Below are 23,804 nucleotides of genomic sequence, written 5' to 3'. Positions count from 1 at the left end.
GTAGGGTTTAAAGTTACGGCATTAATGACATTGACCATATTTTCTTTAGATTTGCTTTGGTGGTAATATTTGGTTGTTGTTTGTCATTTTTAACAATATGTATTCAATAAAAACGTAAAATTACATACATAAAAACTCAAAGCCAGGAGGATATATTAGGTATGGTAGTGGCAAAAATTGCTATTTTGTTGATTTATAACTGACGACAAATGAGTTGAGATTGATGTATATTTTATACTGTAATTACTAAATCAAAATCGCAAACCCCAGATTCGGAAATTAAATGAGCAATCCTCGTGTTTTGTGCCTTGGTGAAATTTTGTTCGATTGTTTAGCTGATCAATTGGGGCTAAAGTTAGAGGAAGTGAAGTCCTGGACTCCTTACCCAGGGGGTGCGCCGGCTAATGTGGCTTGTGCTTTGGTAAAACTGGGAACTTCCGCAGGTTTCATTGGGGCTGTTGGTGAAGATGAGCCTGGGAATCAATTAGTGAAGCTGTTAACAGAAGTTGGTGTGGATACAACAGGGGTGCAACGCTATTCTACCGCACCAACTAGGCAAGTTTATGTTTTGCGCGATTTGGCAGGCGATCGCAATTTTGCGGGATTTGGTGAGTATGATAGTTCTGAATTTGCCGATACACGCTTACAAGCACAACAATTACCGGAAGCGTTGTTTGCTGAAGCGGACTTTTTAGTTTTGGGAACCTTAGAGTTAGCTTATCCTGAAAGCGAGCAGGCAGTTCATCAAGCTTTAAAACTGGCAGAATTATATGACCTGAAGATTATTTTGGATGTTAACTGGCGTCCTGTTTTTTGGCAAGATGCAAATGTTGCTCGGCAAAAAATCTCGGAAATATTCAAGCAAGTTGATTTCCTGAAACTGTCCAAGGAAGAGGCAGAATGGCTATTTAATACCACAGATCCAGGGGCAATTACTTACCGTCTCAACTCTATTGAAGGGGTGCTGGTGACGGATGGGGAAAATGGTTGCGCCTATTGTTTGGGTGAAAACGAAGGTCATTTACCTTCTTATCGGGTGAATGTTGTGGATACAACAGGAGCGGGGGATAGTTTTTTGGCAGGATTTATCCACCGGCTTTGTCAATATGGTATTAAAAGTTTACAAGATGCAGAAGTAGCTAAAAGTATTGTTGCTTATGCTAATGCAGTTGGGGCTTTGACTACTATTAAACCAGGGGCGATCGCTTCTCAACCCACCGGGGCTGAGGTTGACGCTTTTCTGGCTTCTCCTGAAGTTGAGTAAGTAGTAAACTTAGTTGGGATATCAGCGACAATGGGCTGATACTCCCGGCTGGAAAGTGGTTATCATACTTTCCTAAAACTACCGAATATGCTACTAGGCGGTTTAAATTCTTAGTTTTGCTAAACCTAGGTAGCGTATGCCTTCTGGTGATACGTGAAAACGGCAGGGTAATACTTCTAAACCCGCAGCGATGGCTTCTCGTAACAGCTTACCATATGTAGGGTCTGTGGTATCACCTGGGGCAAACTCTGTACAATCACCTCTGTTGATAAAGTACAACATCACCGCACGAGTTTGGGGTAATAATGCTGTTAATTCCTGTAAATGCTTTTGTCCTCTGGTGGTTTCTGTGTCGGGAAATATTGCTAAGGTTCCCTGTGACCAAGTGGTATTTTTTACTTCTAAATAAATGGGACTTTCCCCGTTGCTACCTGTTAAGAAAAAATCTACTCGACTTTTTTGCTGTCCATAAACTACTTCTGTCTTTATTTCGCTATAGTTTCTCAATTCAGGGAATAAGTATTTTGCTAAGGCTATTTTGACTATGCGATTGGGTAAAATGGTATTGACTCCTACCCAGATGGGCTGGTTATCATCTACCTGTATCAATTCTAAGGTGTAGGCCAATTTCCGATGGGGATTGTCACTTTTGGAAAGCTTTACAGCACTACCAATGGTGGATACTCCCGTCATTGGACCTGTGTTGGGACAATGGGCTGTGACTATTTCGCCGGAGTCAAGTTGAACGTCAACAAAAAAGCGCTTGTAACGCTTGAGTAGTATTCCTGAATATAGGGTTGGATAGCGGTAAAGCCAGTTTGTGATTAATTCGTAGTTCATTATTGTATTTGCTCGTTTTTTTTATTTAAGCTTTACTTTACTCTTTTCCCACGTTTAAATTATTTAATTTTTTTTATAACTGGACTTTAGACTAAAAACACAAAATGACTCAGGGAAGCTGAGTTGAAAAAAAGCAAAGTAAAAAATTAAAAAAAAGACTTGACCACTTTCGCCTGAATACTGGAAACAGCGATAAATCTCCCAGACTGTAGGCTTTGCGTGTCAGCAATATTGCATCCGTCATTTCTTAGTTGCGTCCTTTGCCCGACATAAACATTGATATGCTGCTTGACGAAATTCTTTCAGTTGTGTAAAAACATCCATAGCGGTAGATGAACGTTGGTTGTGCTTCTTTCATTTTCCGCTATGGGGGTGTCTGTTCTTACAGGCATCCCTTGATTTTTTTGCAGTCCCTTTATCTAACGATCGCTCTCTTTTAGTCTAAAGTCCAGTTAAACCTGAGAAATTAAATCATAAAGTTCTCCATCAATTTTATTAACATATTGAGTTAAATCATCCAATTGTTTCAGCTTTTTATCAACTTCTGCTTGCCCTTTTTCTTTATCATCTAAAACATTCTTAACCTGTTGTCTAATGTTCTGAATTTCAGCTTCTAAACCTTTATCTACGAGATTTTTAACCTTATTCAGTTCTACACTAACCGCTTTACTAACTTTATCCACTATATCCACTGTGGATTGATTTAATTGTTCTGAAAATTTCTTACCTACTTCCTCTTTAATTCTGTTAGCAAGTCCACCTTCCATTAATTTACCCTGAATTAAAGCAGCTGCAAGCATGGGTATTAAAGTAATAGGATTAAATCCTAAAAATATATAACCTATAACACCAATTATCAGTTGTGGTATTAAACTTGTTAACATTTCTTGATAGCCAAAAGTAGCTCCAATTGTAGCAGCACCAAGACCACCAATTAAAAAACCACCTGCTGCGGAAAAAATCCTTTCTACGGCTGAAACATCTCTCACTCCTACATCTCCTTTGGAAACTTCTACTTTAGAAATAGACACTCCAGAAAGTTCTAAACGCAGATTATCTACTCTATCAATAAATTCTTTAGCTTCACTATCTAAGGAAGTTTTCATATTGTCCATTCTTCTTGCTAATAATGGCTCAAGTTCAGAAGTTTGCCAATTATAAAATTCTTTTTCTGACTGACTTTCTAAATAACTGACAACTTCTTTAACAGCAGTTTCTATCATTGATTTATGATCTAAAGAGAAGAACTTAATCTCAGTTTGTAATTGATATTCCTGAGCAATGGTTTTAATTTTTGGAACTAAGTCTCGACAAAAATCTTTGGTTTTATAACTGACTAGCTCTTTTGTATCCTCAATGGAATTTGCTAACTTTTGTACAATACTGCGACGTTTATCTTCCAAAATTTTTAATGTTTCTTGAGCAGCAGCATAACGTTTTTCTAATTCCGAAACATCGGTTTTTAACATAGCTATTTGTTCAGGTATAGTTTTTCTTACTTCGTTAATTGCATTTCTCAATTCCTGAGCAGGACGAAGAATTTTAACTCGACCTCTTTCATTGGTTAAAAACTTCTGGAGTGCAATTTCTAATTGAGGAACACCTGATTTTTGTAATGCTTCATTATTATGACCTAGTTTACCATCTAATGCGCCTAATGCGTCAATAAAGAAAATACGTTCTGGTCCTAGTCTGGTACGTGAAGATAATTTCCTAAGAGCAGAATCTTTAACTGTGTCTACTTCATTTCTGCGAATCAAATTAATGCGATTGCAAACAAAGAAAATATCTTCATGTCCCATGGGAAGGAGTTTATTATCAACTACTTCTTGCTCAGATTTAGAAAATAATTGTTCACAAGATAAAACTAAAATAATAGCATCAACAGTAACTAAATAACTTTCTGTTACTTGCTGACGAGTTTTATGTTCATTTAAACCTGGAGAATCAATAATTTCTATCCTATCTTCACACAGTTTCAGAGGCCAGAAAATTTCTAGCTTTTCATAAGGACTTTCATTAATTGCTTGACTTTGATCTACATCCTCTTTAATCACTACATATTCTTCAATTTCATCTACTGGTATCTCCTTCGGTTCTTCTCTTTCTTGACCATCTACTTGATTAAAATGGAGTATAGCACGTGGTTTTTCTCCCCATTTAACTTCGTTAATAATTGCAGTGCATGGAGTAGCAAAAGCTGGTAAAATTTCTTCACCTAATAAAGCATTGATAAAGGTACTTTTACCGCGTTTAAATTCCCCCAATACCATCACTTTAAAGCTAGTAGATTGTACAATGTTCAGTAAATTTTTGAGATTAGCTATTTGATCAGGTTTATTAAGGAAGTTAGCAATTTTTATTTGCTTTTCAATTAATCTTACAAGAGTCTTGATTTTTTCTTCAAATTTTTCTCGATCATTATTTAACTGTGACATCTTTTTATCCTCGCATGAATTATGACTAGTTTCTATTGACTTATATTGACAATGCAGCAGTTATTTGTTGTTGTAAAATCAAAGATTTTTGGATTATCTCTTGCAAATTATGTTCATCGGTATTACTAAATAAATCCACATTCAAAGCGGCTTTTTTAGCAGATTTCCAAGTAGCTTGCTCTGTTTCCATATCATCTATAATCCTTTGATAAAGTTGACGTAACCGTTGGGAAATTTGTTGAGAATATTCATCAATAGAAATATCAACTACGCGGTTTAATTCCTCTGATAAAAGCTCTCTTTGTGTTTCTAATTCTTGACTGAGATATTGTTTCAAAAAAAGTAAAACTCCTGTACTAGCAGCCATACCAATTGGTCCCCCTAAAATTGAACCTACAATCATGGCCGCAGTGCTACCAATTCTAGTAAATAAACGGTATTTTTGTAAATCTGTAATATTTTGATCTTCCAGTTGAAATTCCACTCCTGTATTTTCTAATGGTGTAAAAACTTGTTGCTTGAGATGAGTATTAAAAATTCTGGCTACTTCATTTTGTAACCATTCTACATCTTGTCCTAAAAATTTCAATAAGAAACTTTCAGATTTACGACTTAAAATGGTTAATTCCCTTCTTAAGCGAAATGGTAAATCACGTTCCCACCAAAGTTTTAAATCGGGAGTCCTTTGTAATTCAAATTGAAGGTTCTCTAACATTTCTTCTTTGTTTGCGGTTAAAGTTTGATATATTTGTTTATTCCTTTGTAACCTCCTTTGTTCTAATTCTAATTGTAAGTTATCCCAGGTAATATTTGCTCTATCTATATCATTTCTGGCTTGACGTAAATATTGTTTCTTTTCTTCTATATTTAGATGTATGCTAGAAATCATATCTTGAGATATTTCTATTAACTGATTTAACCAGTCTATCAATTGTTGTGATACTTGACGACTTCTCCAAATACGACGTTCTCCTTGATTTACTAATGATTCTATTTCAGTAATAATAGCTGTTAAACAGTCATTTTCTGATTGTAAATTATCATCAATAGGATATGTGGAAATTACAGGAATATGTGGGGAAATTTGCTGAATTTTATGAGTAATATTGTCTATTAATTTTCCTCTTTCATTAGCATTAATGAGATCCAATTTAGAGATAGTTACCATTATACGCGGAACATGACGACCAATCACTTCCTGTTCTAAAAAAGCTGCTTCTGTCATGCTAAATGGTGATGTAGCACTAACCAATAAAACCGCCGCATCACATTGATTTAATATATCAGAAACTAGATTTGCTCGTCTTTCACTTAAATCTCCTGCTCCGGGAGTATCAATAATTTCTATATCTAAAAAACGCAACCATTCATGATTTAAACTAATTCTTACACCTGCAAAAATTTCTTGATCTGATCCTGCTTCATCCGTTGCTAATAAATCTTGCCATGATGTTTCTTCTAAGGAGCGAATTTCTATTTTTCCTCCTGTTCTTATTTCCATTTTTTCCTCTAAACCTGCCACAATAGAAGTGAGTGTAGCTGTAGTAGGTAATGCACCTTCCGGTACAATATTTCTATTTAATAAGCGGTTAATTAAATAACTTTTTCCTCTACTAAATTCTCCCACAAATGCTAGTCTAAATCCTGGTAAAAGTCGTCTTTTATCAATAGTTGATAGTCCAGTTACAATATGTTCTCCTAATTCTTGATTTTCTTTTGATAAAGAGTGAGCAAGTTCAGAACATTGGTTAAACCAGTGAGATAATTTATTAGTTAAATCACTAGGTATTTTAATTTCTATTTCTGGTTGTAATTTTGTGTCCATTTCTGAGAATTCTGAGTTTAAATCATCCATAAACCAGTGTTGAAAATTGCCTAAGATATCATCTATCATAATTATTCTCTCGATTGTTTTCTCACATTTTTTATTAACAACATTTGGGTGACAAATTAGATATTAGGTATTTCCAGAGATTTAATTCTCGTACTAATTTCTAATAAATCAGCTTGAATATCTTGCTGTAGTCTATACAAACGTTCTTTTTCCTCCCTTTGCTCTTGTTGCATATTATTAACAATTGTCTGATAGGTAACAACATAGGTATCAATATGACTATTCAACTGATTTTTCATTTGTTGAGAATAGGTGATTAAAGATTGTTCCACAGTTGTTTTTGCGGCTCTAAAATAATCATTAATCTTGGGTTGTAGTTCATTCCAAGAACGATTTTTTAGTTCACTTAATGATGGACCGAATAAGCTACCAAAAATACCTCCTAATACAGCACCAACAACTGTTCCCACACCTGGTAAAATTAATGTTCCCAGTGCTGCTCCTGCTCCTACTCCTACATTTCTACCTGATTGATCTCCTGCTTCTTTACCAATTTCCGAAGCTACAGACATCACACTGGAAGTGCTAATTTGCATATTGTCCTGTATAGCTTGTATTGTCGTTAAATTAGAATTGCTGGACAATGCTTTTAATTTACTATACTCTTGGGAAAATTTCTGATCAAAATGTTTTTTAACTTGATTAAAAGAAGTATTTAATTCTCTAGTAGCACTACTTAAACTTGTATCCAGAGTAGAACGAGCATTGTTAAAAACTGGTGAAATTCGATTTTCTAGGAGATTTTTTAGCTCATCCTTATTTTCTGTAGCAAAAATCATTCCTCTAATTTGTGATTCCATATTCTCTTGACAATCACTCAGGATTTTTTCTACTTTAGATTTGGCCACATTAGTAGCATTTTCAATCATACTCGCACATTCTCCATATTGTTCTGATGTAAATGATGGTAAATCTCTAATAACTTCACGTTCAATTGCTTCTTGTTTTCTTCTATACTGTTCTTGTTGACTTTGCAAATGATACTCTGATTGACGAAAAACTTGTGTTAGTAATCTACTCACACTTTCTGCAATAGCAATTTCTCTACAACTGATCATATATTCATACAATCTTGTTTCTAAATCCACAAATTTATCATGCCAAGGTTTCTGTTTATCGTCAATTTCCTCTTGTGGGTTTAACATATCTAACACTACTTGTGGTGCAGATTCTATCATTAAGAAATTGTCTATTTGTAAATTTTCCATCAGCCTTTTTTCAATATTTTTAATTAATCTCCCCTGCTCTTTTTGTCGAATAGTATCCATTTTACTAATCACAAAGACACAACGATGAATATATTGATAAATTGGTCCAGATAGAAAGCTAATTAATGTAGTTGAAAGAGGTTGTCCCGCAGGTATAATAATTACAGCAGCATCAGCTTCGGTTTCTATCACTTTTTTGGTTATTTTACCATGTTCTTCATTTTCTGCATTAGTTCCAGGAGTATCTATAATCACAATTCCACTTTTAAGAAAATTCGCTGGATGGTAAATTTTAACATTATCTAAAGCTCTAGAAAGTTCTTCTTCTGATGTTACCATATGTACAAATTGATGGGGTGAAATTCCCATTTCTATAACTTCATTGGAAGTAACCATTTTACTAGTAACTGGTAGCTTTCTAGTAGTAGGTTTATTTTTTAATGATTGATTAATACCTGTTGTAATAACTATAATTATTGGTAGTAATAATAAACCTAGAAAAACAGCAGATATGCTAGATAACCAAATCATTAAAGGTATCCAAATTATCAAACTGGGAAACCAAGCAATTTTTATTTTTGGATTAGTTTTTTTAGATGGTTCTATAGGTTTTTTGATAAACTGTTTTGGTCTTGTATGTTTAAATAAAGCCTGAACTTTAAAACTCGTTCCATAACTAATTTTCGTATCTATTGCTGTAGCTACTAATGCAGAAGTTTTCAGTAAATCATCCCTAAGTAAAGCATTAATAAAGGTACTTTTACCACTGGAAAATTCACCAATTACTGCTAAATATAAATTATGATCAGCACGACGTTTTTTAATCTTTTGTAGCTGTTGAGATAATTCCTGTCTAGCAGAGTTAGTAATACTCGGCTTTTGCAATATTTTCTCTAAAAATTGAATATGTTGATCAATTTTGCTGAAATGTTCATTTGCTGGTGTCATACTTTTAACCGTTAATTAACCTTGAGTTAGATTTTTGTTAAGTTAGAATATGAACTGGTTAATTGTAGGATTTTTAAAATCATACCATATAATACAATACAATTGCCGTACTACTATGTCAACATATTTATACTTTGGTGAATCTGTTTCTGGTATCCACGCTATGGTACTGTATCCGTATCCAGGGGTGACAGGATGACCTCCTTTTCCACCTTGAGCATACTCTTTTAGTCTAAAGTCCAGTTATAATGAACTACAGAGATACTCGACAACACAGAGAAAAAGCGGGTAATGGGTAGTAACTATGAGTGATAAATTTTATGAGCGGGGATTGAAAAAGGCTCAGGAAAAGGACTATACAGGTGCTGTTCAGGAATTTAGCGATTGTTTACACGACAATCCGGATTTTGCGGATGCTTTTTTGCGCCGGGGTTTGGCTTATTATCATTTAGGTATTATTTATCAAGCTATTTCTGATTATACAGAAGCTTTGAAGTTGAATCCTGAAAGTATGGAGGCCTATTATTGTCGGGGGTTGGCTAGGGTGGAGCTAAAAAATTTACCGGGGGCTGCGGATGATGTGGAAAAGGCTATTCGCCTCAACTGTAATTATGCGCCTGCTTATGATTTGCAGGGAGTAGTAAGGCGAAAACAAGGATTGATTGAAGATGCGATCGCTAATTTTAAAAAGGCGGCTGAATTATATTTAGCAGAAAAGGATACAGAAAATTGTCGTCTGTGTATGGAAAAAATTAAAGAGCTACAACCAGCCAAAAAATCATTGGCGCAGTTGGCTAGTTCTAGGAGTAGTCCGATATTATCTACAAGCGCATATCTAAAACAATTATTGGAAAAAGCGGAAGTAGGAAACACCCGCGGGGCTATGGCTGATGTTAGTTGGGTGTTACAAGCTGACCCCCAAGATGCCCAAGCTTATTGTTGTCGTGGGGTAATCAACTGTAAAATGGGAAAATATCAAGAGGCTATCGCGGATTTTAATCGAGCAATCCAATTAAATTTTCAAGATGCGGTGGTTTATCGCAATCGAGGTAAAGCCCGTTTAGCTTTGGGGGATAATCAAGGAGCGATCGCTGATTTCGACCAAGTGATAAAAATGCTGCCCCATGAAGCTTTAGGATATGTTGCTAGGGGTAACGCCTATCGGCAATCTGGTAATTATAGTCGTGCCATTCAAGATTATAGCCACGCTGTGCTAATTAATCCGGATAATGGGCAAGCTTACTACAATCGTGGTATTGTCTACAATTGCATGGAGGAGATGTACAAAGCTGTTGCAGATTATCAACAAGCGGTGAGTATTTTTTGTAAACAGGAAGATTGGGAAAATTACTTTCAAGTATTAGAGAATTTGAAGAATATACGTGTATTTAGTCATAATTCAACACAGGAAAACTATGATTTACTGCGTAAGCGACTTTTGCGGATAGTGGGGGGACATTGGGAAATCGCGGAAAGATTAATTATCCAAAAGCAAGAACATAATCCAGGGAAAACGGAGGAGTGGTATATACAAAAAGTAATTGATGATTTAGAGGGGGGTTATTTTCCCTAGTGCTGTGGGCGATCGCGGTATGTGATGGGATGACACTCTGATAAATAGGTATGGTAGCGGGTAGGATACCCGCAGTACAAAAGTTTGATCATTTACATTTTTACTTAGTTTACCCGCTATCTGCTGTGTTTGAAAATTCCTGAATGGATTAATCCATATTTTGCAAACCCAGGGCGATTTTACTATGCTTTTCTATTTGTTCCATCACTTGTTTTGCGCGTTGAATGACTACATCTGGTAAACCGGCTAAACGTCCTGCTTCAATACCATAGGATTTATCAGCCCCCCCGGACTGGACTTGGTGGAGAAAAACAATTTTGTCGGGTAACTCTTTGACAGTAACTTGGTAATTGGCCACATTGGGGAGAATATTAGCTAGTTGATTTAATTCATGATAGTGGGTGGCAAAAATTGTCCGCGCCCTAATCTCCACAGCTATATATTCTGCTACCGCCCAAGCGATGGAAAGACCATCAAAAGTGGCTGTTCCCCGGCCAATTTCATCTAATAATACCAGCGATCGCTCGGTGGCATGATTCAGAATATTTGCGGTTTCGTTCATTTCTACCATAAAGGTAGATTGACCTGTGGCCAAGTCATCCACAGCACCCACGCGGGTAAAAATGCGATCGCATACCCCCAGTTTGGCAAACTTGGCGGGGACAAAACTCCCAATTTGCGCCATTAACTGAATTAATCCCACCTGACGTAAGTAACAACTTTTACCACTGGCATTTGGTCCAGTGAGAATGATTAAATCAGGTTTTTCTTCTTCTGTTTCTGGGCTGGTGTTCTCTCTTCCCAACTGGGTAGAATTGGGGACAAAAAACCCTGTGGGTAAAGACTGTTCTACCACCGGATGACGACCATCTATAATGGTGATTTCTCTTCCTTCAACCATCTCAGGACGACAGTAGCCCTGCTGTACAGCTAATTCAGCTAAACCACACAATACATCTGCTGCGGCGACAGCGCGGGAAATACCACGAATTACTTCCGCTTGTTCTCCCACTTCCTGGCGCAACTCTACAAAAATCTGATATTCCAACTCACTTAAATCATCCCGTGCGCTGAGAATGCGGGCTTCCCGTTCTTTTAATTCTGGGGTGATATAGCGTTCCTCGTTGGTTAGAGTTTGCTTGCGGATGTAATTACTGGGGGCTTGGTCAGCTTTAGCCCGGGGAATACTAATATAGTAACCAAAGGTTTTATTAAATCCTACTTTTAATGTAGAAATTTCTGTTTTTTCCCGTTCTTCTACTTCTAAATTAGCAATCCATTGTTGGTCTGATTCTACCGTGGCTTTTCTCTCATCTAATATGGTACTGATCCCTGGACGAATTAAGCCCCCTTCTTTGATATGTGTGGGGGGTGACTCTACCAGATGGGCGTGTAATTTTTCCGCTAATTCTCCCAGGGATGGGGGGACTTTTTGCAAAGCTTTGAGAAACAGCGATCGCGCATCGGTCACCAGCTGAGATAATTGGGGTAAGCGTGAGAGGGAATCTGCCAAAGCCACTAAATCTCTAGCGTTAGCCGTTCCCGAACCAGCCCTTCCCGTTAGCCGCTCCAAATCGTATATTTGCCGTAATAATTGCCGCAAATCCTGGCGCAGGGGGGTATTTTCCATTAATTCTTGGATGGTATCTTGACGCGCCCGAATACCTCTAATTTCCAGTAATGGTTGCAATAACCACCGTCGCAACGCTCGCCCTCCCATGGCTGTGGTGCTTTTATCCAATGACCACAACAAAGACCCGTGAAATGTACCATCCCGGACTGTTTGCGTAATTTCTAGGTTACGGCGAGTTTGATTATCAACGATTAAGTAGTCAGTAATAATATAAGTACGTAACCTTTGCAGGGTGACGGGGTTGACTTTTTGCATATCTTCCACATATTCTAGCAAACCACCAGCAGCCCGCACAGCCAAAGGAAGATGATCACAACCGATTCCTTCTAAGGAACGTAGCTTAAATTTCTGCAATAATTTGGATCTAGCTTCACCTTGGGAAAAGGGAACTTGCGATCGCAAGCTATAGCAAAATGATGGTGGTAAACATGGGGGAAGATGAGGGGAAGTTTCGCCGGGACGCAGCAAGCCACCCAAATCAGGGGCGTTAGTAGGAACCACCACTTCCGAAGGTTGCAAGCGCATTAACTCTTGGGTGAGGTGTTCCAAATCACTGCCTTGAGTGGTGAGGAATTCGCCTGTAGATATATCTGCATGAGCTAAACCCCAATGATTGACGGCAATTACCACTGCTGCTAAGTAATTATTACGACTAGATTTCAACATTCCCTCTTCCAGTAGAGTTCCCGGTGTGAGGATACGGGTTACTTCCCGCTTGACCAAACCCACGGCCTCTGATGCGTCTTCCACTTGGTCGCAAATTACCACCGCATAGCCTTTTTCTACCAGTTGGGTAGTGTAGCGTTCCCAGGCGTGGTGGGGTACGCCAGTCATGGCTACGCGACCAATGTCGCCACCGTGTTTACTGGTGAGTACGAGTTCTAGTTCTCTGGATACAGTTACAGCGTCTTGGAAAAAAGTTTCAAAAAAATCTCCTACCCGATATAACAGCAAAGCATGAGGGTATTTATCCTTTACTTCCACATAATGCTGGTACATTTTACTCAGCTTGCTGCGGTCTATCAATTTAGTATCGACCAGAGGTGCAGCAGTGTGATTAGTTTCCGTTGGTTGGGTTTCAGAATGAGAAGCAGTCATAGATGCTAAGGGTAATGCACGGAGATTCCACAATACCTGATGATAACCTGATGTGCAGCTTATGGGGCGATCGCTCAAAGTTTTGTTATCTTATCTAAGGTTGTGAATAAGCGATCGCAGGATGGCGAAGCCTGACGAACCTTAGCTACGTCTAGCATTGCCAAAAGCTTAGAGGCGTGTTTAATTTTTTCATACTCACCCTTGGTAGTGCGGCGCGTAGCCCTTTGTAAACTTTTTTCTATACGTGGTTTGTCAATAGTCTCTACATTTGAAGTTTTAGGAATGGCGTTTTCTAGAAAATTCTGACCATAATATTGTTTTAGCGCTTCAACATCAGCAATCAACCAAGCTTCCATTAATTGCACCATCAAATGGCATTGATCCTCATCAACTCCTGGGGGTCTGTCCCAGTCATCCCTCAACTTCAGATGTTGCCAAGGTGAATCATTGGTTACAGGTACTTCTGCGTCAACCAGCAAAATATTCAAATCATTTGGGTGAGATTTTAAAGCAGTTTTAAAATCACGGAAAGCCCAATTACGAGGACCACACATGGTAATATCCAATTCAAATTGTTTCAAAAGTTCCCTAAATCCTTTCCTCATTTTAGCTTTTGTCTCTTTACCGTCACCACCACCCTCTATATACAACCGAATTTTTACCATCGGTTTCCCCCAATTTCACCCATGCGCCATAGGTCGCCTAGAGTATAATTTTTTAGCCAATCTCTTAGTTGATTAGGTTCAAGGCGGCGGAGGTGAGAACCTTTGTTGTCTCGTTCACACACTATTACTGATTCTGGATATTCACTCAAACCAGAAACTAAAGCATCAGAATGAGTTGTGACTATTAATTGTGTTCTTTCTGATGCTGCAATCAACATTTCTGCTATCGTCGGTAAAATATCTGGATGTAAACCAATTTCTGGTTCTTCCAGACAAATAACTGGCGGTGGAGTTGGGTCTAGTAATAAAGCCATTAAGAATAAATAACGCAGTGTACCATCAGATAAACGGTTTGCAGGAATTGGTTGAATAAATCCCTGTTCACGAATAAATATCTGTACTGTACCGCCATATATTCTCACACTCATTTCTTCGGCTGTGGCATAAAATTCTTTTAAACTATCCAGAATTTTTTTATTACCTATTTGATGTTGTAAGTTATTTAAGACTAAACCTATATTGCTGGCATCTTCTAGTAAAGGATGTTCGGGTAAATCAGTTTTTTGAGCATTTCTTGGTTGTGAATACCGTCCCATTTGCCAATGACGATATAAACTGATGTTAGAAAAAATATTGCTGATATAAGAGAGTTCTGGATATAAATCTGGGTCTTTTCTTTGAGATAATACTGATTGCCCCGGAATTAATTCCTCTCGTTTGAGATAGCGTTTTTCTTTCGATATATTATTTAAAACTGGGCGGCCAGATTGGTAACGATAGTAAAAATAGACATCATTCTCGTCTGGAAACGGTTGTTCATTTTCTACAGCTTCATCCACTAACTCTAGTTTTTGACCAACTTCTGTCAAGCTAATCTTATAGTGTATGTTTTGGGTTCTTTGGGGGTAGTCGATAGTAGCGTCAATTGTAGCTATTGATTTTTCCTGGCTACCCTTCCATAAAAACTCACTTACTCCCCCACCTTGACGAAATGGTGCGGGTAAATCTGTGGGTGTAGCCCGTAAAATGCCCAAAGCTTCAATTAAATTGGACTTACCAGAAGTGTTAGCGCCAATTAAAACATTGAGGGGTTGTAATTCAATTTCTTCGCCCTCATGTCCATAGGAGAGTAAATTTGTTAATCGTAGTTTCCGGATACATATCTTGCCTTCCACTTGATTCTCCAGTTTGCCTGTTATTTAGTTTCACCATCAGTTATTAAAAATATTATAACATTGACATAGGGCTTACGCAACTGGCACAGGCGATCGCTCAAAGTTTTGTTATCTTATCTGCGACTGCTGCGGCGTGTGGGTGTTTGTGGTGGGGGTGGTTGATAAGCCTTCAATCCCTCATCACCAGTGAAAATTTCTACTTCAAATCTGGTGCTGGCTTTAGAATAATAATCAGCTACAGTTTTAATTGTTGCATCTCCAATAGAAATCTTAGCGGATGCTAAAGTAGGCCATTCAGAGGCTAACTTTTTCAGCTGTTCTGAATTCCAAAGTTCATCTACTTGAGTTGTAAAAATTTCCCAAGGTATAACTCCATCTGCCACTTTCACTAATATTTCGGCAAAAGCCTGAGCAATTTCATATCTTTGACAATTAGCTTGGGCAATATGATTACCAGTTTCTATAATTGTGGCTAATGGCAGTATAAACTTTGTGCCTTTGCTCTCTTCTAATTTTAAACATTCTTCAACTCTCCTTTTATCCCATTTGTCAGAATCACTACCGCAAGTTTCTTTACCCGGAACATTTAAATAGGCGCAAAGTATTGATGTATCAATAATCAGGATTTTCATATGTGGTTTTATTATGATCAGCAAGGCTTTTTTCAATTGCTCCTTTGGTTGCTAGTTTACCCAAAGTACCTGATGCGAGTAAAAGAGGAAGATTCTCAATATCTTCTAAGATACTAAGTTTACTTTCTCCTGTTTTTGAGTCCCGATGAGCGACAACTACAAAAGGGACTATCTCAGGACCAAAAGCATCAAGTAACGCTGGGTTATGGGTAGTAATTAAAATATCAATATTTCTTTTGCTGCCAATTTCTCTGAGTATTTTTACCAGCAATTTTGCCCGGGAAGGATGTAAACCATTATCTATTTCTTCAATTACAATTTGACTACCTTTTGGACGAGTGAGTAGTGCTGTGATAATGGCGAGAAAACGTAGAGTTCCATCTGACATACTTCTAGCATCAATTTCTGTGATTTCTCCAGTTTTCCACTCTTCTTCACAATAAAGCATGGCATCTATGCCTAATCTACCAACTTTTTCTGCCCAAACTTTTTTAATATCGCCTTCTGGTAAATCTTTGATGTAGTTAGATAGTGTTGATTCTACTTCTGTCTTTTCCTGCTCAGGTAATGCTGCTAAGACACCGGCTATATTGGCAGCGTCGCTTTCTAGCCTATCAGAAAGCCTTGAGTAATCACGCATTTTAGAAGGTATGGGATTGAGGATGAAAATTGTCTTTAGATGTGGAATATGCCAATCTAAACTAGAAACTGAGCTATGATAAATACCGTTACAAAATAATACTGAGTGTGGGTGACACTTTTCATCAATATATTCAATAGATTCTTGCATAATTCTAATTTTAGGAATTGTTTGGATTTGAATAACATATAAGTGATCTGTTGTTTCATCCTCACCCGCCACTAGCACCTTTAATGTAAATTCATTTTCTGGTTTACGTGCAGCCCACTCTACACCACCTCGCAGAGAAGAAAGTGTCTTATTTCCCGCTAAAGCAGTTTCAATATTTTCTCCTTGGGCTATCCTTTGCAAAAATTCTAAAGCTTCAACTACATTAGATTTGCCACTGGCATTAGTACCAATCAGAACAGTTAACGGATCAAGAGGAAGTTCTGCATAACGGAAACTTTTCCAATTTTCTAGGATTAGTTGCTTGAGCATGACTTACTCCAATACTCTTAGTTAATTACAGGGAATTTGACTTAAGTGAAGTACAGTAGCGGGCAAGACTTGTACTGAGCGTAGTCCATAGCTTGCGTCGCGTAACAATAGTATGCCCGCACTACATTTTTACACCGATTTTTTACACTAATTTTAAATCAGGGTATTTGGCTAACACATCATCAGATGTGAGGGTATCGCCTTCAGCTTGGGGAGTCCAAAGTACTTCAATGGCTAAAAGTTGATCACTGGGAATTGCACCAATGCGCCGCAATGCTTGACGCAAATCATCAGAACTGTTGATGTCTGGGATGGCAAATTTGCCTAATGTGGCAGCTAATAAGGTGACAATTAAATATTCTCCTGGTCCTGCACTGATGAGACGGGATGGGTTCTCCAGTTGGTTAGCAGCAGGTAGAGCATCTTTGTTTAAGGCTGACTTTAACTGGTTGTTGACATTGGAGAGGGTTTCTTCACTAAATTTGCTGCGTTCTGCCAATGACCAACGGTTAAACTGACTTTCAGCTGAAGTTAATTTAACTTGCTCTGTAGCACCTCCTGCATACACCCAGTATTCTGGATGACGGAGTAAAGCTAAACTGGCTTCTTGCAAAATTTCTGCTCGTCCTTCTGGGGAATTAGTATCAGCAGATTCGGCAATTTGGTTAAGTTCGGTTTGCAACCCACGGGCTTGGGCTAATAAACCGACTTGTAAACGAGTTACACAAACAGGGGGGTTGCTGCTGTTAGTTATTTCTTCGCCTTCACCACTGGTAACACGACGGAAGGTTTGAACTAGAAAGTTAGCAATAGCCAAGAAGATTAAAATGGTGAATAGTCCGCCAAATCCTCCTCCTATACCCCAGAAGGGAATCAAGAAAGGAAAACCGAAGCCACCACCAGGATAGTATCCCCCACCGGGAGGGGCATAGGTGCGGGGTGTATAGCTGCGGCTAAAAGGCGCTCTAAATGAGCCTCCACCGATGCGACCACCGCTGCGAGCCGCTAACGCTCCATCAGCATGACTCAGTGCTAAAGCTAACACCAGGCTGCAAACAAAGAAAATTTGTAACACCGGTTTGAGGGTTCTTTGTAGTTTGTTAACCATAATGACGTTGAAAATTTGTACTAGTTTTGACATTTGATCACCGCTAATTGTTGCGGGTGTGATAAGGGTTTTAGGTCTAACGGTTTATCCTACTGCCAAAATATTTCTGGTTTTTATATTCCTACCGACATCTCTAATTTAACGCTTCTTATCTTATTGACACAGCAAGCTGAGAGGGGGTTTCCGTGGCAGATAACCGTACATAAGGGATACCCACCGCTGAGTTAAGCTGATATTGTAGGTAAATTTTTATTTAATTTTATAAAGTTATTCTAAAGCCTTGCCTATTCCAGTGGTTATTGTTTGGCATTTTGGCACTACATTAACGGTTATTCAGGATATTGTATTGAAATCAACAAGTTTGATCAATTTCTATTCATGATATCGTCATGGTTTGATGGAAATCATTAACTTAGGGGAATTTATCAACCACAAATATAATTTACAAAGACTTCACACAAATAATCAACAACTCCCTATCCTTAATGTTATAAAGTGTTGTAGAGATATCTGTAATGTATTAGTTCAAAGATGGGGAATTATGTTTTTTTGTAATCAGGTATACAAATATCCCCAGGGTATGTCTATTAGTTGTGGGTTGTAAAAATTTCTGGGAATAAATGTGCAAATCCCTGGTTTGTCTAGGATAGGTGTTAGCTAATTAGATACAGAAGGATTAAAAATACACTAAATTAATCTCAAGTGTGGAGGTTTGTTTCTATTGTAGCAGATATTTAAGTTAGAATTGAGGAGAAGAAAGTTAGTTAAATTATTAGAGGTCAACTGCTACCTGAATTACAGTATTTACACTTATTTACACTTGCACAACTATTTGAGTTAAACTGACCAAAATTAGCATGGAAAATATCTCACAACTGCCAACAAAAATTAGAAATAAAACGGCATCTCCTGACATTCTAGTAATATCCCATCTGTTTCTACCTAATCAGGCAGTAATTGGAGAATATCTCTATAATCGTTGTCTTCAAGATCCGGATCGGGTAGTTGTTTTGGCTGCTGGTTGTTCTGGGGATGAAGTATTTGACCAAGGGCAGGATTTTCCTGTGTATCGCTGGACAAATTCTCGATGTTGGTTTGGTGATTTGGTGGGTGGTTTTTTGCAGCCTGTTATTGATTTGGTTTGCTCTTTTGTGTTGGCTATTAAACTGTATTTTCGTTATCACTACCGTTATATTGAATGGGGACATGGCTATGAGTTTCCGGCGCTGTTGCTATTAAGCTATATTCTACCCATACGCTTTTTTATGTATGTGCATGGTAGTGATATTGTGGCTACTGTTCACAATCCTGTATGGCGATCGCTCCTGAAACTGACTTTAACACGGGCTGAAGGAATTGTTTGCAATAGTTACATTACTGAAGATTTCCTCCGCAAGAGTTTCCGCCTAAAAACTCCTACTCATGTCATTCAACCTGTGGTTAGACCAGAAAAGTTTGGTGTAGACAAAAATCAAGGTAATTTTGATGATTTACGTCAACGAATGCGGGCAGGTTACAATATTCCAGAAACAGCAATAGTGATTCTTTCGGTAGGGAGTCTAGTTAAGGAGAAAAGCTTTGATCGCGTGATTGAAAATTTACCACTACTGTTAACAAATGGAATTGATGTTCATTATATAGTTTGTGGTCATGGTCCGTGTGAATCGGCATTAAAAAATTTAGCCCAGCGCTTGCGGGTAGATAAGCGGGTACACTTTACCGGATATGTAACTGGGGGTGAATTAGCCGGCTATTATGCAGCCTGTGATATATTCGCTATGCTCACTTTGTTAGCTCCTCAAAACTATATCCAGGGTTTTGAAGTTGTCTACTTAGAAGCTGGCTATTTTGGTAAACCTGTGATTGCTTCTCGTTTTGGTTCTGTGATTGATATAGTTCGTCATGAAGAAAATGGTCTTTTGGTGAATCCCCAATCTGGATATGATGTTTTTCAAGCTTTCAAACGTTTGTGTCATGACCAGCAGTTACGGGAAAAATTTGGACGCAAAGGTAAAGAATTAGCCGGACGCAAAACTCTTCACCGTTCGCTGTACCTTGGTGAAGCTGTTCCTAATGGTTTGTTGAATTAACCACCGCCAACAATGGTGACTACTTCCAAGCGATCGCCTGGCTGTAGTTGTGTTTGTAACCAAAATTGACGATGTAAAATTTCACCGTTATATTCTACGGCTACTAAACGGGGATTAAAGCCTAACTGTTGGAGTAAATCTGGTAAAGGAGTTTGGGGCGAGCAAGTACGAGTTTCCCCGTTGACGTGGAGGGTAATTTGATTAGACATTTTTAAGGTAAGTGTTAATGCTCAGTTATGAATTGGCTATGGTTTTGATGCGATGAAGTTGGGAGAGAAAATATTGTGTTATTAAGGTAGGTTGTTCTGCTTGAATGATGGCTCTTACTACTGCTACACGTTCTGCTCCGGCTTCAATCACATCATTGATATTACTCGCATCTATACCACCGATAGCAAACCAGGGAATGGAGCTATTTTTAGCTGCATAGCTGACATATTGTAAGCCTGCTGCTGGTTTGTCTGCTTTGGTGGGAGTTTCATAAACTGGGCCAACACCAATATAGTCTGCACCGTCAGCAATTGCCTTTTGCATCTCTTCGGCATTGGTGGTTGATTTGCCGATTAAACGCTGGTGGCCGAGTAATTCTCTGGCCATGGTAATGGGCATATCTTGTTGTCCCAAATGTACCCCATCGGCATCGACAGCCAAAGCTAGATCCACCCTGTCATTAATAATAAACAAAGCACCGTAGGAGTGACAGAGCCGCCGTAATTTGATCGCTTGTTCGACACGCACAATATCATCAGCAGTTTTATCACGGTACTGCACTAGAGTTAATCCACCTTTGAGAGCAGCTTCAACAGTTTTTAACAAAGTTTCCGCAGGAGAGGTCACTAGATATAACTGCGATCGCCACAGGAGTTGATGGCGTTGGTAGCCCATTAAACTAGTTTCTAGGGTATAAACACGATAGCGCATCTGCTTAAAAGCCTTACCCATGTTGGGATGATAAAGCTTGCCGTATTCTTCCAGCACCCGCATTGCTTCTTGGATGCGGGAAAAATTTGCTTGTAATAGCGCCTTCATGTTAGAGCGTTGTTCTTCCTGGGGATGGCTCAATTCAGTACCCGGGTCTCCTGGTGTATCTCGCGCCGCCCGTAGTTCCGCAGTATGCCATTGAGCCAAATCTTGACGTAAATACTTACATTCCCCGACCAATTGACCATTATTTAATCCAAAGCGACACCATTCTTCAATGATTCGCAGTCCTTCCCTAGCTCGGTCTAAATTGGCATCTAAAATGCGGTAAACAACCTGTTGTGTTTGTGCTTTTTGGCTGTGTGGCTCGACCATGACAACAACCCTATTACTAATTTCATTAAGTGAGGTAGTATCAATACTTTTAGACATTTTGATGACAAATTTCTTAGTTAATATAGCAGGTCTGGGGATTTTTGCATTTATTGATACATATTTACTCTAATACACAGCTGACAAAAATATAGTGACGACTCAATAATACATCTTAACCTTCTCAGCCAACAAGATGTGTTTTTTTCTCCGGTTAATTGCTTAATATTAAGTTAAATATGGGAATCCCCTTTGATGACTAAAATTACTCGTGGTGGTAGGGAAAAGGTAAACAGAGTCATGACGGATGGGAACTTATCGACATCCTAGTGTATCAGAGTATAAAACATTTATTGTTAGGACTTATCTAAAGTTGAGTGAGTAGATTATGTATTTTGAATATCATTCCACACAAACCCAAAGATTATCTCTGATCTTGTCTTTCAGTTTGAGCTTGGGATTAACTGGTATCAGCTTACTGTGTATCAGCCCTGGGAGGGTTTTGGCTCAAATGCCATCTGTCCCTACTCGCATATCCCAGAGGGAAAGTACCAGTCCTCAAGTTAAGGTGTTATTTGTTAACCCAACTGTGGGCAATAACACTTTGGGTAATGGTAGTGAAAGCGCTCCTTTGCAAACGATTACTCAAGCTTTGCGGGTGGCTTCTGCCAATACAGTGATTATGCTCTCCCCAGGTACTTATACTGCTGAGACGGGGGAAGTTTTCCCCCTCAAACTCAAACCTGGTGTTGCTATTCAAGGGGATACTCGCAACAAAGGACGGGGGATTATTATTCAGGGCGGTGGTGAATTTCTCAGTCGCAGCTTTGGCGGTCAAAATGTGGCAATTATCGGCGCTGACCAAGCTGAGTTAAGGGGGGTAACGGTGACTAATCCTAATACTCGTGGTTATGGGTTGTGGATGGAATCAAGTGATACGGTCATTACTGATAACACATTTACTGGCAGTACTCAAGATGGAATTTCTCTGACTGGTAACAGTGCGCCGACAATTAGCAACAATTATTTTTACCGTAATGGGGCGAATGGGATGACCATTGGCGGTAATTCTCAGCCTCAAGTACAAGAAAATGTTTTTCAGCAAACGGGATTTGGGATTAATATTACCCAAAATGCTGCTCCTGTAATCGTTGGTAATCAAATTCAGTACAATCGCTCTGGGGTGATAGTACAAGCCAATGCCAGGCCGATTTTACGAAATAATTTAATACAAGGTAGTAGAGAGGATGGTTTAGTAGCCATTGCCCAATCAATACCAAACTTGGGTACTGTTGCTGAACCAGGGGGTAACGAATTTCGCAATAATATGCGCTATGACATTAATGCTAGTGCTACTGAGGAGATCGTTCCTGCTGCTGGTAATAAGTTGTTAGGAAATCGCATTGCAGGGAAGGTGGATTTCAACGCTCAAACAGCACCTATGGCTATAAATCCTCAACCAAGCACTGTAGCAAATGCTATGGTCCGGGAAATCCCAAAGCGTGAGGAAATTACTTTGTCTGCTGCTAATCAGTCACAGATAAATTATGTGAAGGTTGATCCCAATGTTGTGGAATTTGTTGCTCCCCAGTCACAATTTCCCAACCCATTAGCCATTACATCACCAGAACCGCCCTTTGGTGAATCACCTTTACCACCAATTCCACTTCCCAATGGCAATACTGGCTTTTCTAATATAACTCCAGACAATAGAGTTCAACCGGGCGTACGTTACCGGGTAGTGGTGAATACGGCAACTAATAGGGAACGAGACATGGTGAAAAACTTGATACCAGAGGCATTTCCTACTATCAGCAGGGGTCGTAGAGTTATGCAAGTGGGAGTGTTTAGCGATCGCCATAATGCCGATCAAATCCGACTTTTGCTTAATAGCAATGGTTTAAATAGTACAATTGAACAGTTATAGCCTTTTGTCAACAAGAGTGCGGTAACAAATATAAATGATATGAAACTTATAGTGCGGGCATACTATGGCTAAGATCAGTACAAGTCTTGCCCGCTACTGTAGCTAATTGAGTGAATATTAGTTTTAAATATGTCCAAGGCAAGATTTAGGAATTGAATATGAGTATTGAATTGTACTTGGGCATAGGTACTTATCCCTTGTCATCAGATATAGCTTTAAGTTTTGATGTAAAGGAATCAACGCGATTGCTGATGGCTGGGGTAAATTGCCCAATGGGGGGATGATTGGTAGATGGTGGTAGTATTTTTGTCTGCTGGTCAGGTTTTTGTAATGGAGAGTTTGTTGGAATAGAATTTTGTGTGTTCAGCCTGGACTGAGTGGCGGGGGTAGTAGTGCTAAAACCTTCTACTGGTTTCTCTTTTTCTTGATTGATTGATTGTATGGTTGCGGTTTGAGTTTGTTTGTAATCATTATTGCCTACCTGACTCAGTAAGGGATTGGGTGTAACTGGTTGTTGAATAGATGCTGATTCGTTTTTAATTTGTTGCTTGAGAGGGGGTAGAACTGGTGTTGTTAGTTGAGTTAGGCTTTCGGGAAATTTGCTACAAATCAGGCGTTCAAATTCCATGTTGAAATGATAAATAGCTTGGCCTCGACGCTGCCAAAATGTGAGGATTTGCTGCACTGATATGGCTTTATAGCGACCTTGATATAGTGCCTCCACCACTGCCAAATGTAGCCAGTTGACGGGGTATTGAGTTTGCCAACGGTTAATTAGCTCACTGGCGCTATACCCACTGAGGTCAAAACTATAGTGATTTAACAGAGCGACTGCCAATTCAGTAGGAGTTGCTGGGGGTGTTGTTAACATGGAAGTATCACCTGGGGGGGAGGGGTA

The 23,804-nt window shown here is 38.8% G+C and carries 17 protein-coding genes; 4 read left to right on the top strand and 13 right to left on the bottom strand.

Translation table 11 applies throughout. The annotated features are described in order from the left end of the window. Positions 1-283 precede the first annotated feature (283 nt). The gene (locus NWP17_RS01855) at positions 284-1,264 is read left to right on the top strand and encodes a carbohydrate kinase family protein (RefSeq protein WP_280653212.1); all 981 of its coding nucleotides are present in this window, start codon (positions 284-286) and stop codon (positions 1,262-1,264) included. Between the two features lie 102 nt (positions 1,265-1,366). Here the strand turns inward: NWP17_RS01855 and sfsA are convergent, their stop codons facing one another. From sfsA to NWP17_RS01835, 4 genes are all read right to left on the bottom strand, one after another. Further along, positions 1,367-2,089 (bottom strand): DNA/RNA nuclease SfsA, encoded by a 723-nt coding sequence (gene sfsA, locus NWP17_RS01850; RefSeq protein ID WP_280653237.1) that lies wholly within the window; start codon positions 2,087-2,089, stop codon positions 1,367-1,369. Positions 2,090-2,556: 467 nt separating this feature from the next. Then, positions 2,557-4,542 carry a dynamin family protein gene (locus NWP17_RS01845; RefSeq protein ID WP_280653211.1) on the bottom strand — a complete coding sequence of 662 codons (1,986 nt, stop codon included), beginning with the start codon at positions 4,540-4,542 and terminating at the stop codon, positions 2,557-2,559. A gap of 40 nt (positions 4,543-4,582) precedes the next feature. After that, positions 4,583-6,436 carry a dynamin family protein gene (locus NWP17_RS01840; RefSeq protein WP_280653210.1) on the bottom strand — a complete coding sequence of 618 codons (1,854 nt, stop codon included), beginning with the start codon at positions 6,434-6,436 and terminating at the stop codon, positions 4,583-4,585. A gap of 56 nt (positions 6,437-6,492) precedes the next feature. Further along, positions 6,493-8,592, bottom strand: coding sequence for a dynamin family protein (locus tag NWP17_RS01835; protein ID WP_280653209.1), 2,100 nt, complete (start codon positions 8,590-8,592; stop codon positions 6,493-6,495). Between the two features lie 304 nt (positions 8,593-8,896). Here NWP17_RS01835 and NWP17_RS01830 point away from each other — a divergent pair, with 304 nt between their 5' ends. Then, positions 8,897-10,165, top strand: coding sequence for a tetratricopeptide repeat protein (locus tag NWP17_RS01830; protein WP_280653208.1), 1,269 nt, complete (start codon positions 8,897-8,899; stop codon positions 10,163-10,165). Between the two features lie 148 nt (positions 10,166-10,313). Here the strand turns inward: NWP17_RS01830 and mutS are convergent, their stop codons facing one another. The 6 genes from mutS to NWP17_RS01800 form a co-directional block, all read right to left on the bottom strand. Then, the gene (mutS, locus tag NWP17_RS01825) at positions 10,314-12,896 is read right to left on the bottom strand and encodes a DNA mismatch repair protein MutS (RefSeq protein ID WP_280653236.1); all 2,583 of its coding nucleotides are present in this window, start codon (positions 12,894-12,896) and stop codon (positions 10,314-10,316) included. Between the two features lie 74 nt (positions 12,897-12,970). Then, positions 12,971-13,561: a DUF4276 family protein gene (locus tag NWP17_RS01820; protein WP_280653207.1), complete on the bottom strand. Its 591-nt coding sequence runs from the start codon at positions 13,559-13,561 to the stop codon at positions 12,971-12,973. Next, positions 13,555-14,736: an AAA family ATPase gene (locus NWP17_RS01815; RefSeq protein WP_280653206.1), complete on the bottom strand. Its 1,182-nt coding sequence runs from the start codon at positions 14,734-14,736 to the stop codon at positions 13,555-13,557. The genes NWP17_RS01820 and NWP17_RS01815 overlap by 7 nt, the downstream gene beginning before the upstream one ends. 113 nt (positions 14,737-14,849) lie before the next feature. Beyond that, the gene (locus NWP17_RS01810) at positions 14,850-15,368 is read right to left on the bottom strand and encodes a hypothetical protein (RefSeq protein WP_280653205.1); all 519 of its coding nucleotides are present in this window, start codon (positions 15,366-15,368) and stop codon (positions 14,850-14,852) included. Continuing rightward, on the bottom strand, positions 15,349-16,488 hold the full coding sequence (locus NWP17_RS01805; protein ID WP_280653204.1) for an AAA family ATPase: 1,140 nt from the start codon (positions 16,486-16,488) through the stop codon (positions 15,349-15,351). The genes NWP17_RS01810 and NWP17_RS01805 overlap by 20 nt, the downstream gene beginning before the upstream one ends. Before the next feature lie 142 nt (positions 16,489-16,630). Further along, entirely contained in the window at positions 16,631-17,596 is a 966-nt protein-coding gene (locus NWP17_RS01800; protein ID WP_280653235.1) for a DUF1517 domain-containing protein, read from the bottom strand. Between the two features lie 857 nt (positions 17,597-18,453). Between NWP17_RS01800 and NWP17_RS01795 the strand changes: the two genes are divergently transcribed. After that, positions 18,454-19,686: a glycosyltransferase family 4 protein gene (locus NWP17_RS01795; protein WP_280653203.1), complete on the top strand. Its 1,233-nt coding sequence runs from the start codon at positions 18,454-18,456 to the stop codon at positions 19,684-19,686. On the opposite strand, the gene thiS is transcribed toward NWP17_RS01795, so the two are convergent. Both thiS and NWP17_RS01785 read right to left on the bottom strand, forming a co-directional pair. After that, positions 19,683-19,895 carry a sulfur carrier protein ThiS gene (gene thiS, locus NWP17_RS01790; RefSeq protein WP_280653202.1) on the bottom strand — a complete coding sequence of 71 codons (213 nt, stop codon included), beginning with the start codon at positions 19,893-19,895 and terminating at the stop codon, positions 19,683-19,685. The genes NWP17_RS01795 and thiS overlap by 4 nt on opposite strands. A 25-nt stretch (positions 19,896-19,920) precedes the next feature. Further along, entirely contained in the window at positions 19,921-21,039 is a 1,119-nt protein-coding gene (locus NWP17_RS01785) for a thiamine phosphate synthase (RefSeq protein WP_280653201.1), read from the bottom strand. Positions 21,040-21,367: 328 nt separating this feature from the next. Here NWP17_RS01785 and NWP17_RS01780 point away from each other — a divergent pair, with 328 nt between their 5' ends. Continuing rightward, positions 21,368-22,906, top strand: a complete 1,539-nt coding sequence (locus NWP17_RS01780; RefSeq protein ID WP_280653200.1) for a DUF1565 domain-containing protein — start codon at positions 21,368-21,370, stop codon at positions 22,904-22,906. A 190-nt stretch (positions 22,907-23,096) separates the two neighbouring features. Here the strand turns inward: NWP17_RS01780 and NWP17_RS01775 are convergent, their stop codons facing one another. Beyond that, positions 23,097-23,777, bottom strand: coding sequence for a hypothetical protein (locus tag NWP17_RS01775; RefSeq protein ID WP_280653199.1), 681 nt, complete (start codon positions 23,775-23,777; stop codon positions 23,097-23,099). Between the last annotated feature and the right edge of the window lie 27 nt (positions 23,778-23,804).

The organism is Chrysosporum bergii ANA360D (assembly GCF_029891735.1).
GTDB classification, from domain to species: domain Bacteria; phylum Cyanobacteriota; class Cyanobacteriia; order Cyanobacteriales; family Nostocaceae; genus Umezakia; species Umezakia bergii.
The sequence above is the reverse complement of the archived record's forward strand: the minus strand, read 5'-3'. Positions and strand labels throughout refer to the sequence as shown.

Bases quoted from the DNA above. Each gene is read 5' to 3' on its own strand.
- mutS (WP_280653236.1), bottom strand. From the start codon at position 12,896: ATGACTGCTTCTCATTCTGAAACCCAACCAACGGAAACTAATCACACT.
- thiS (WP_280653202.1), bottom strand. From the start codon at position 19,895: ATGTCTAATCAAATTACCCTCCACGTCAACGGGGAAACTCGTACTTGC.
- NWP17_RS01785 (WP_280653201.1), bottom strand. From the start codon at position 21,039: ATGTCTAAAAGTATTGATACTACCTCACTTAATGAAATTAGTAATAGG.
- NWP17_RS01795 (WP_280653203.1), top strand. From the start codon at position 18,454: ATGGAAAATATCTCACAACTGCCAACAAAAATTAGAAATAAAACGGCA.
- NWP17_RS01810 (WP_280653205.1), bottom strand. From the start codon at position 15,368: ATGAAAATCCTGATTATTGATACATCAATACTTTGCGCCTATTTAAAT.
- NWP17_RS01855 (WP_280653212.1), top strand. From the start codon at position 284: ATGAGCAATCCTCGTGTTTTGTGCCTTGGTGAAATTTTGTTCGATTGT.
- NWP17_RS01805 (WP_280653204.1), bottom strand. From the start codon at position 16,488: ATGCTCAAGCAACTAATCCTAGAAAATTGGAAAAGTTTCCGTTATGCA.
- NWP17_RS01835 (WP_280653209.1), bottom strand. From the start codon at position 8,592: ATGACACCAGCAAATGAACATTTCAGCAAAATTGATCAACATATTCAA.
- NWP17_RS01820 (WP_280653207.1), bottom strand. From the start codon at position 13,561: ATGGTAAAAATTCGGTTGTATATAGAGGGTGGTGGTGACGGTAAAGAG.
- NWP17_RS01800 (WP_280653235.1), bottom strand. From the start codon at position 17,596: ATGGTTAACAAACTACAAAGAACCCTCAAACCGGTGTTACAAATTTTC.
- NWP17_RS01840 (WP_280653210.1), bottom strand. From the start codon at position 6,436: ATGATAGATGATATCTTAGGCAATTTTCAACACTGGTTTATGGATGAT.
- NWP17_RS01830 (WP_280653208.1), top strand. From the start codon at position 8,897: ATGAGTGATAAATTTTATGAGCGGGGATTGAAAAAGGCTCAGGAAAAG.
- NWP17_RS01775 (WP_280653199.1), bottom strand. From the start codon at position 23,777: ATGTTAACAACACCCCCAGCAACTCCTACTGAATTGGCAGTCGCTCTG.
- NWP17_RS01845 (WP_280653211.1), bottom strand. From the start codon at position 4,542: ATGTCACAGTTAAATAATGATCGAGAAAAATTTGAAGAAAAAATCAAG.
- NWP17_RS01780 (WP_280653200.1), top strand. From the start codon at position 21,368: ATGTATTTTGAATATCATTCCACACAAACCCAAAGATTATCTCTGATC.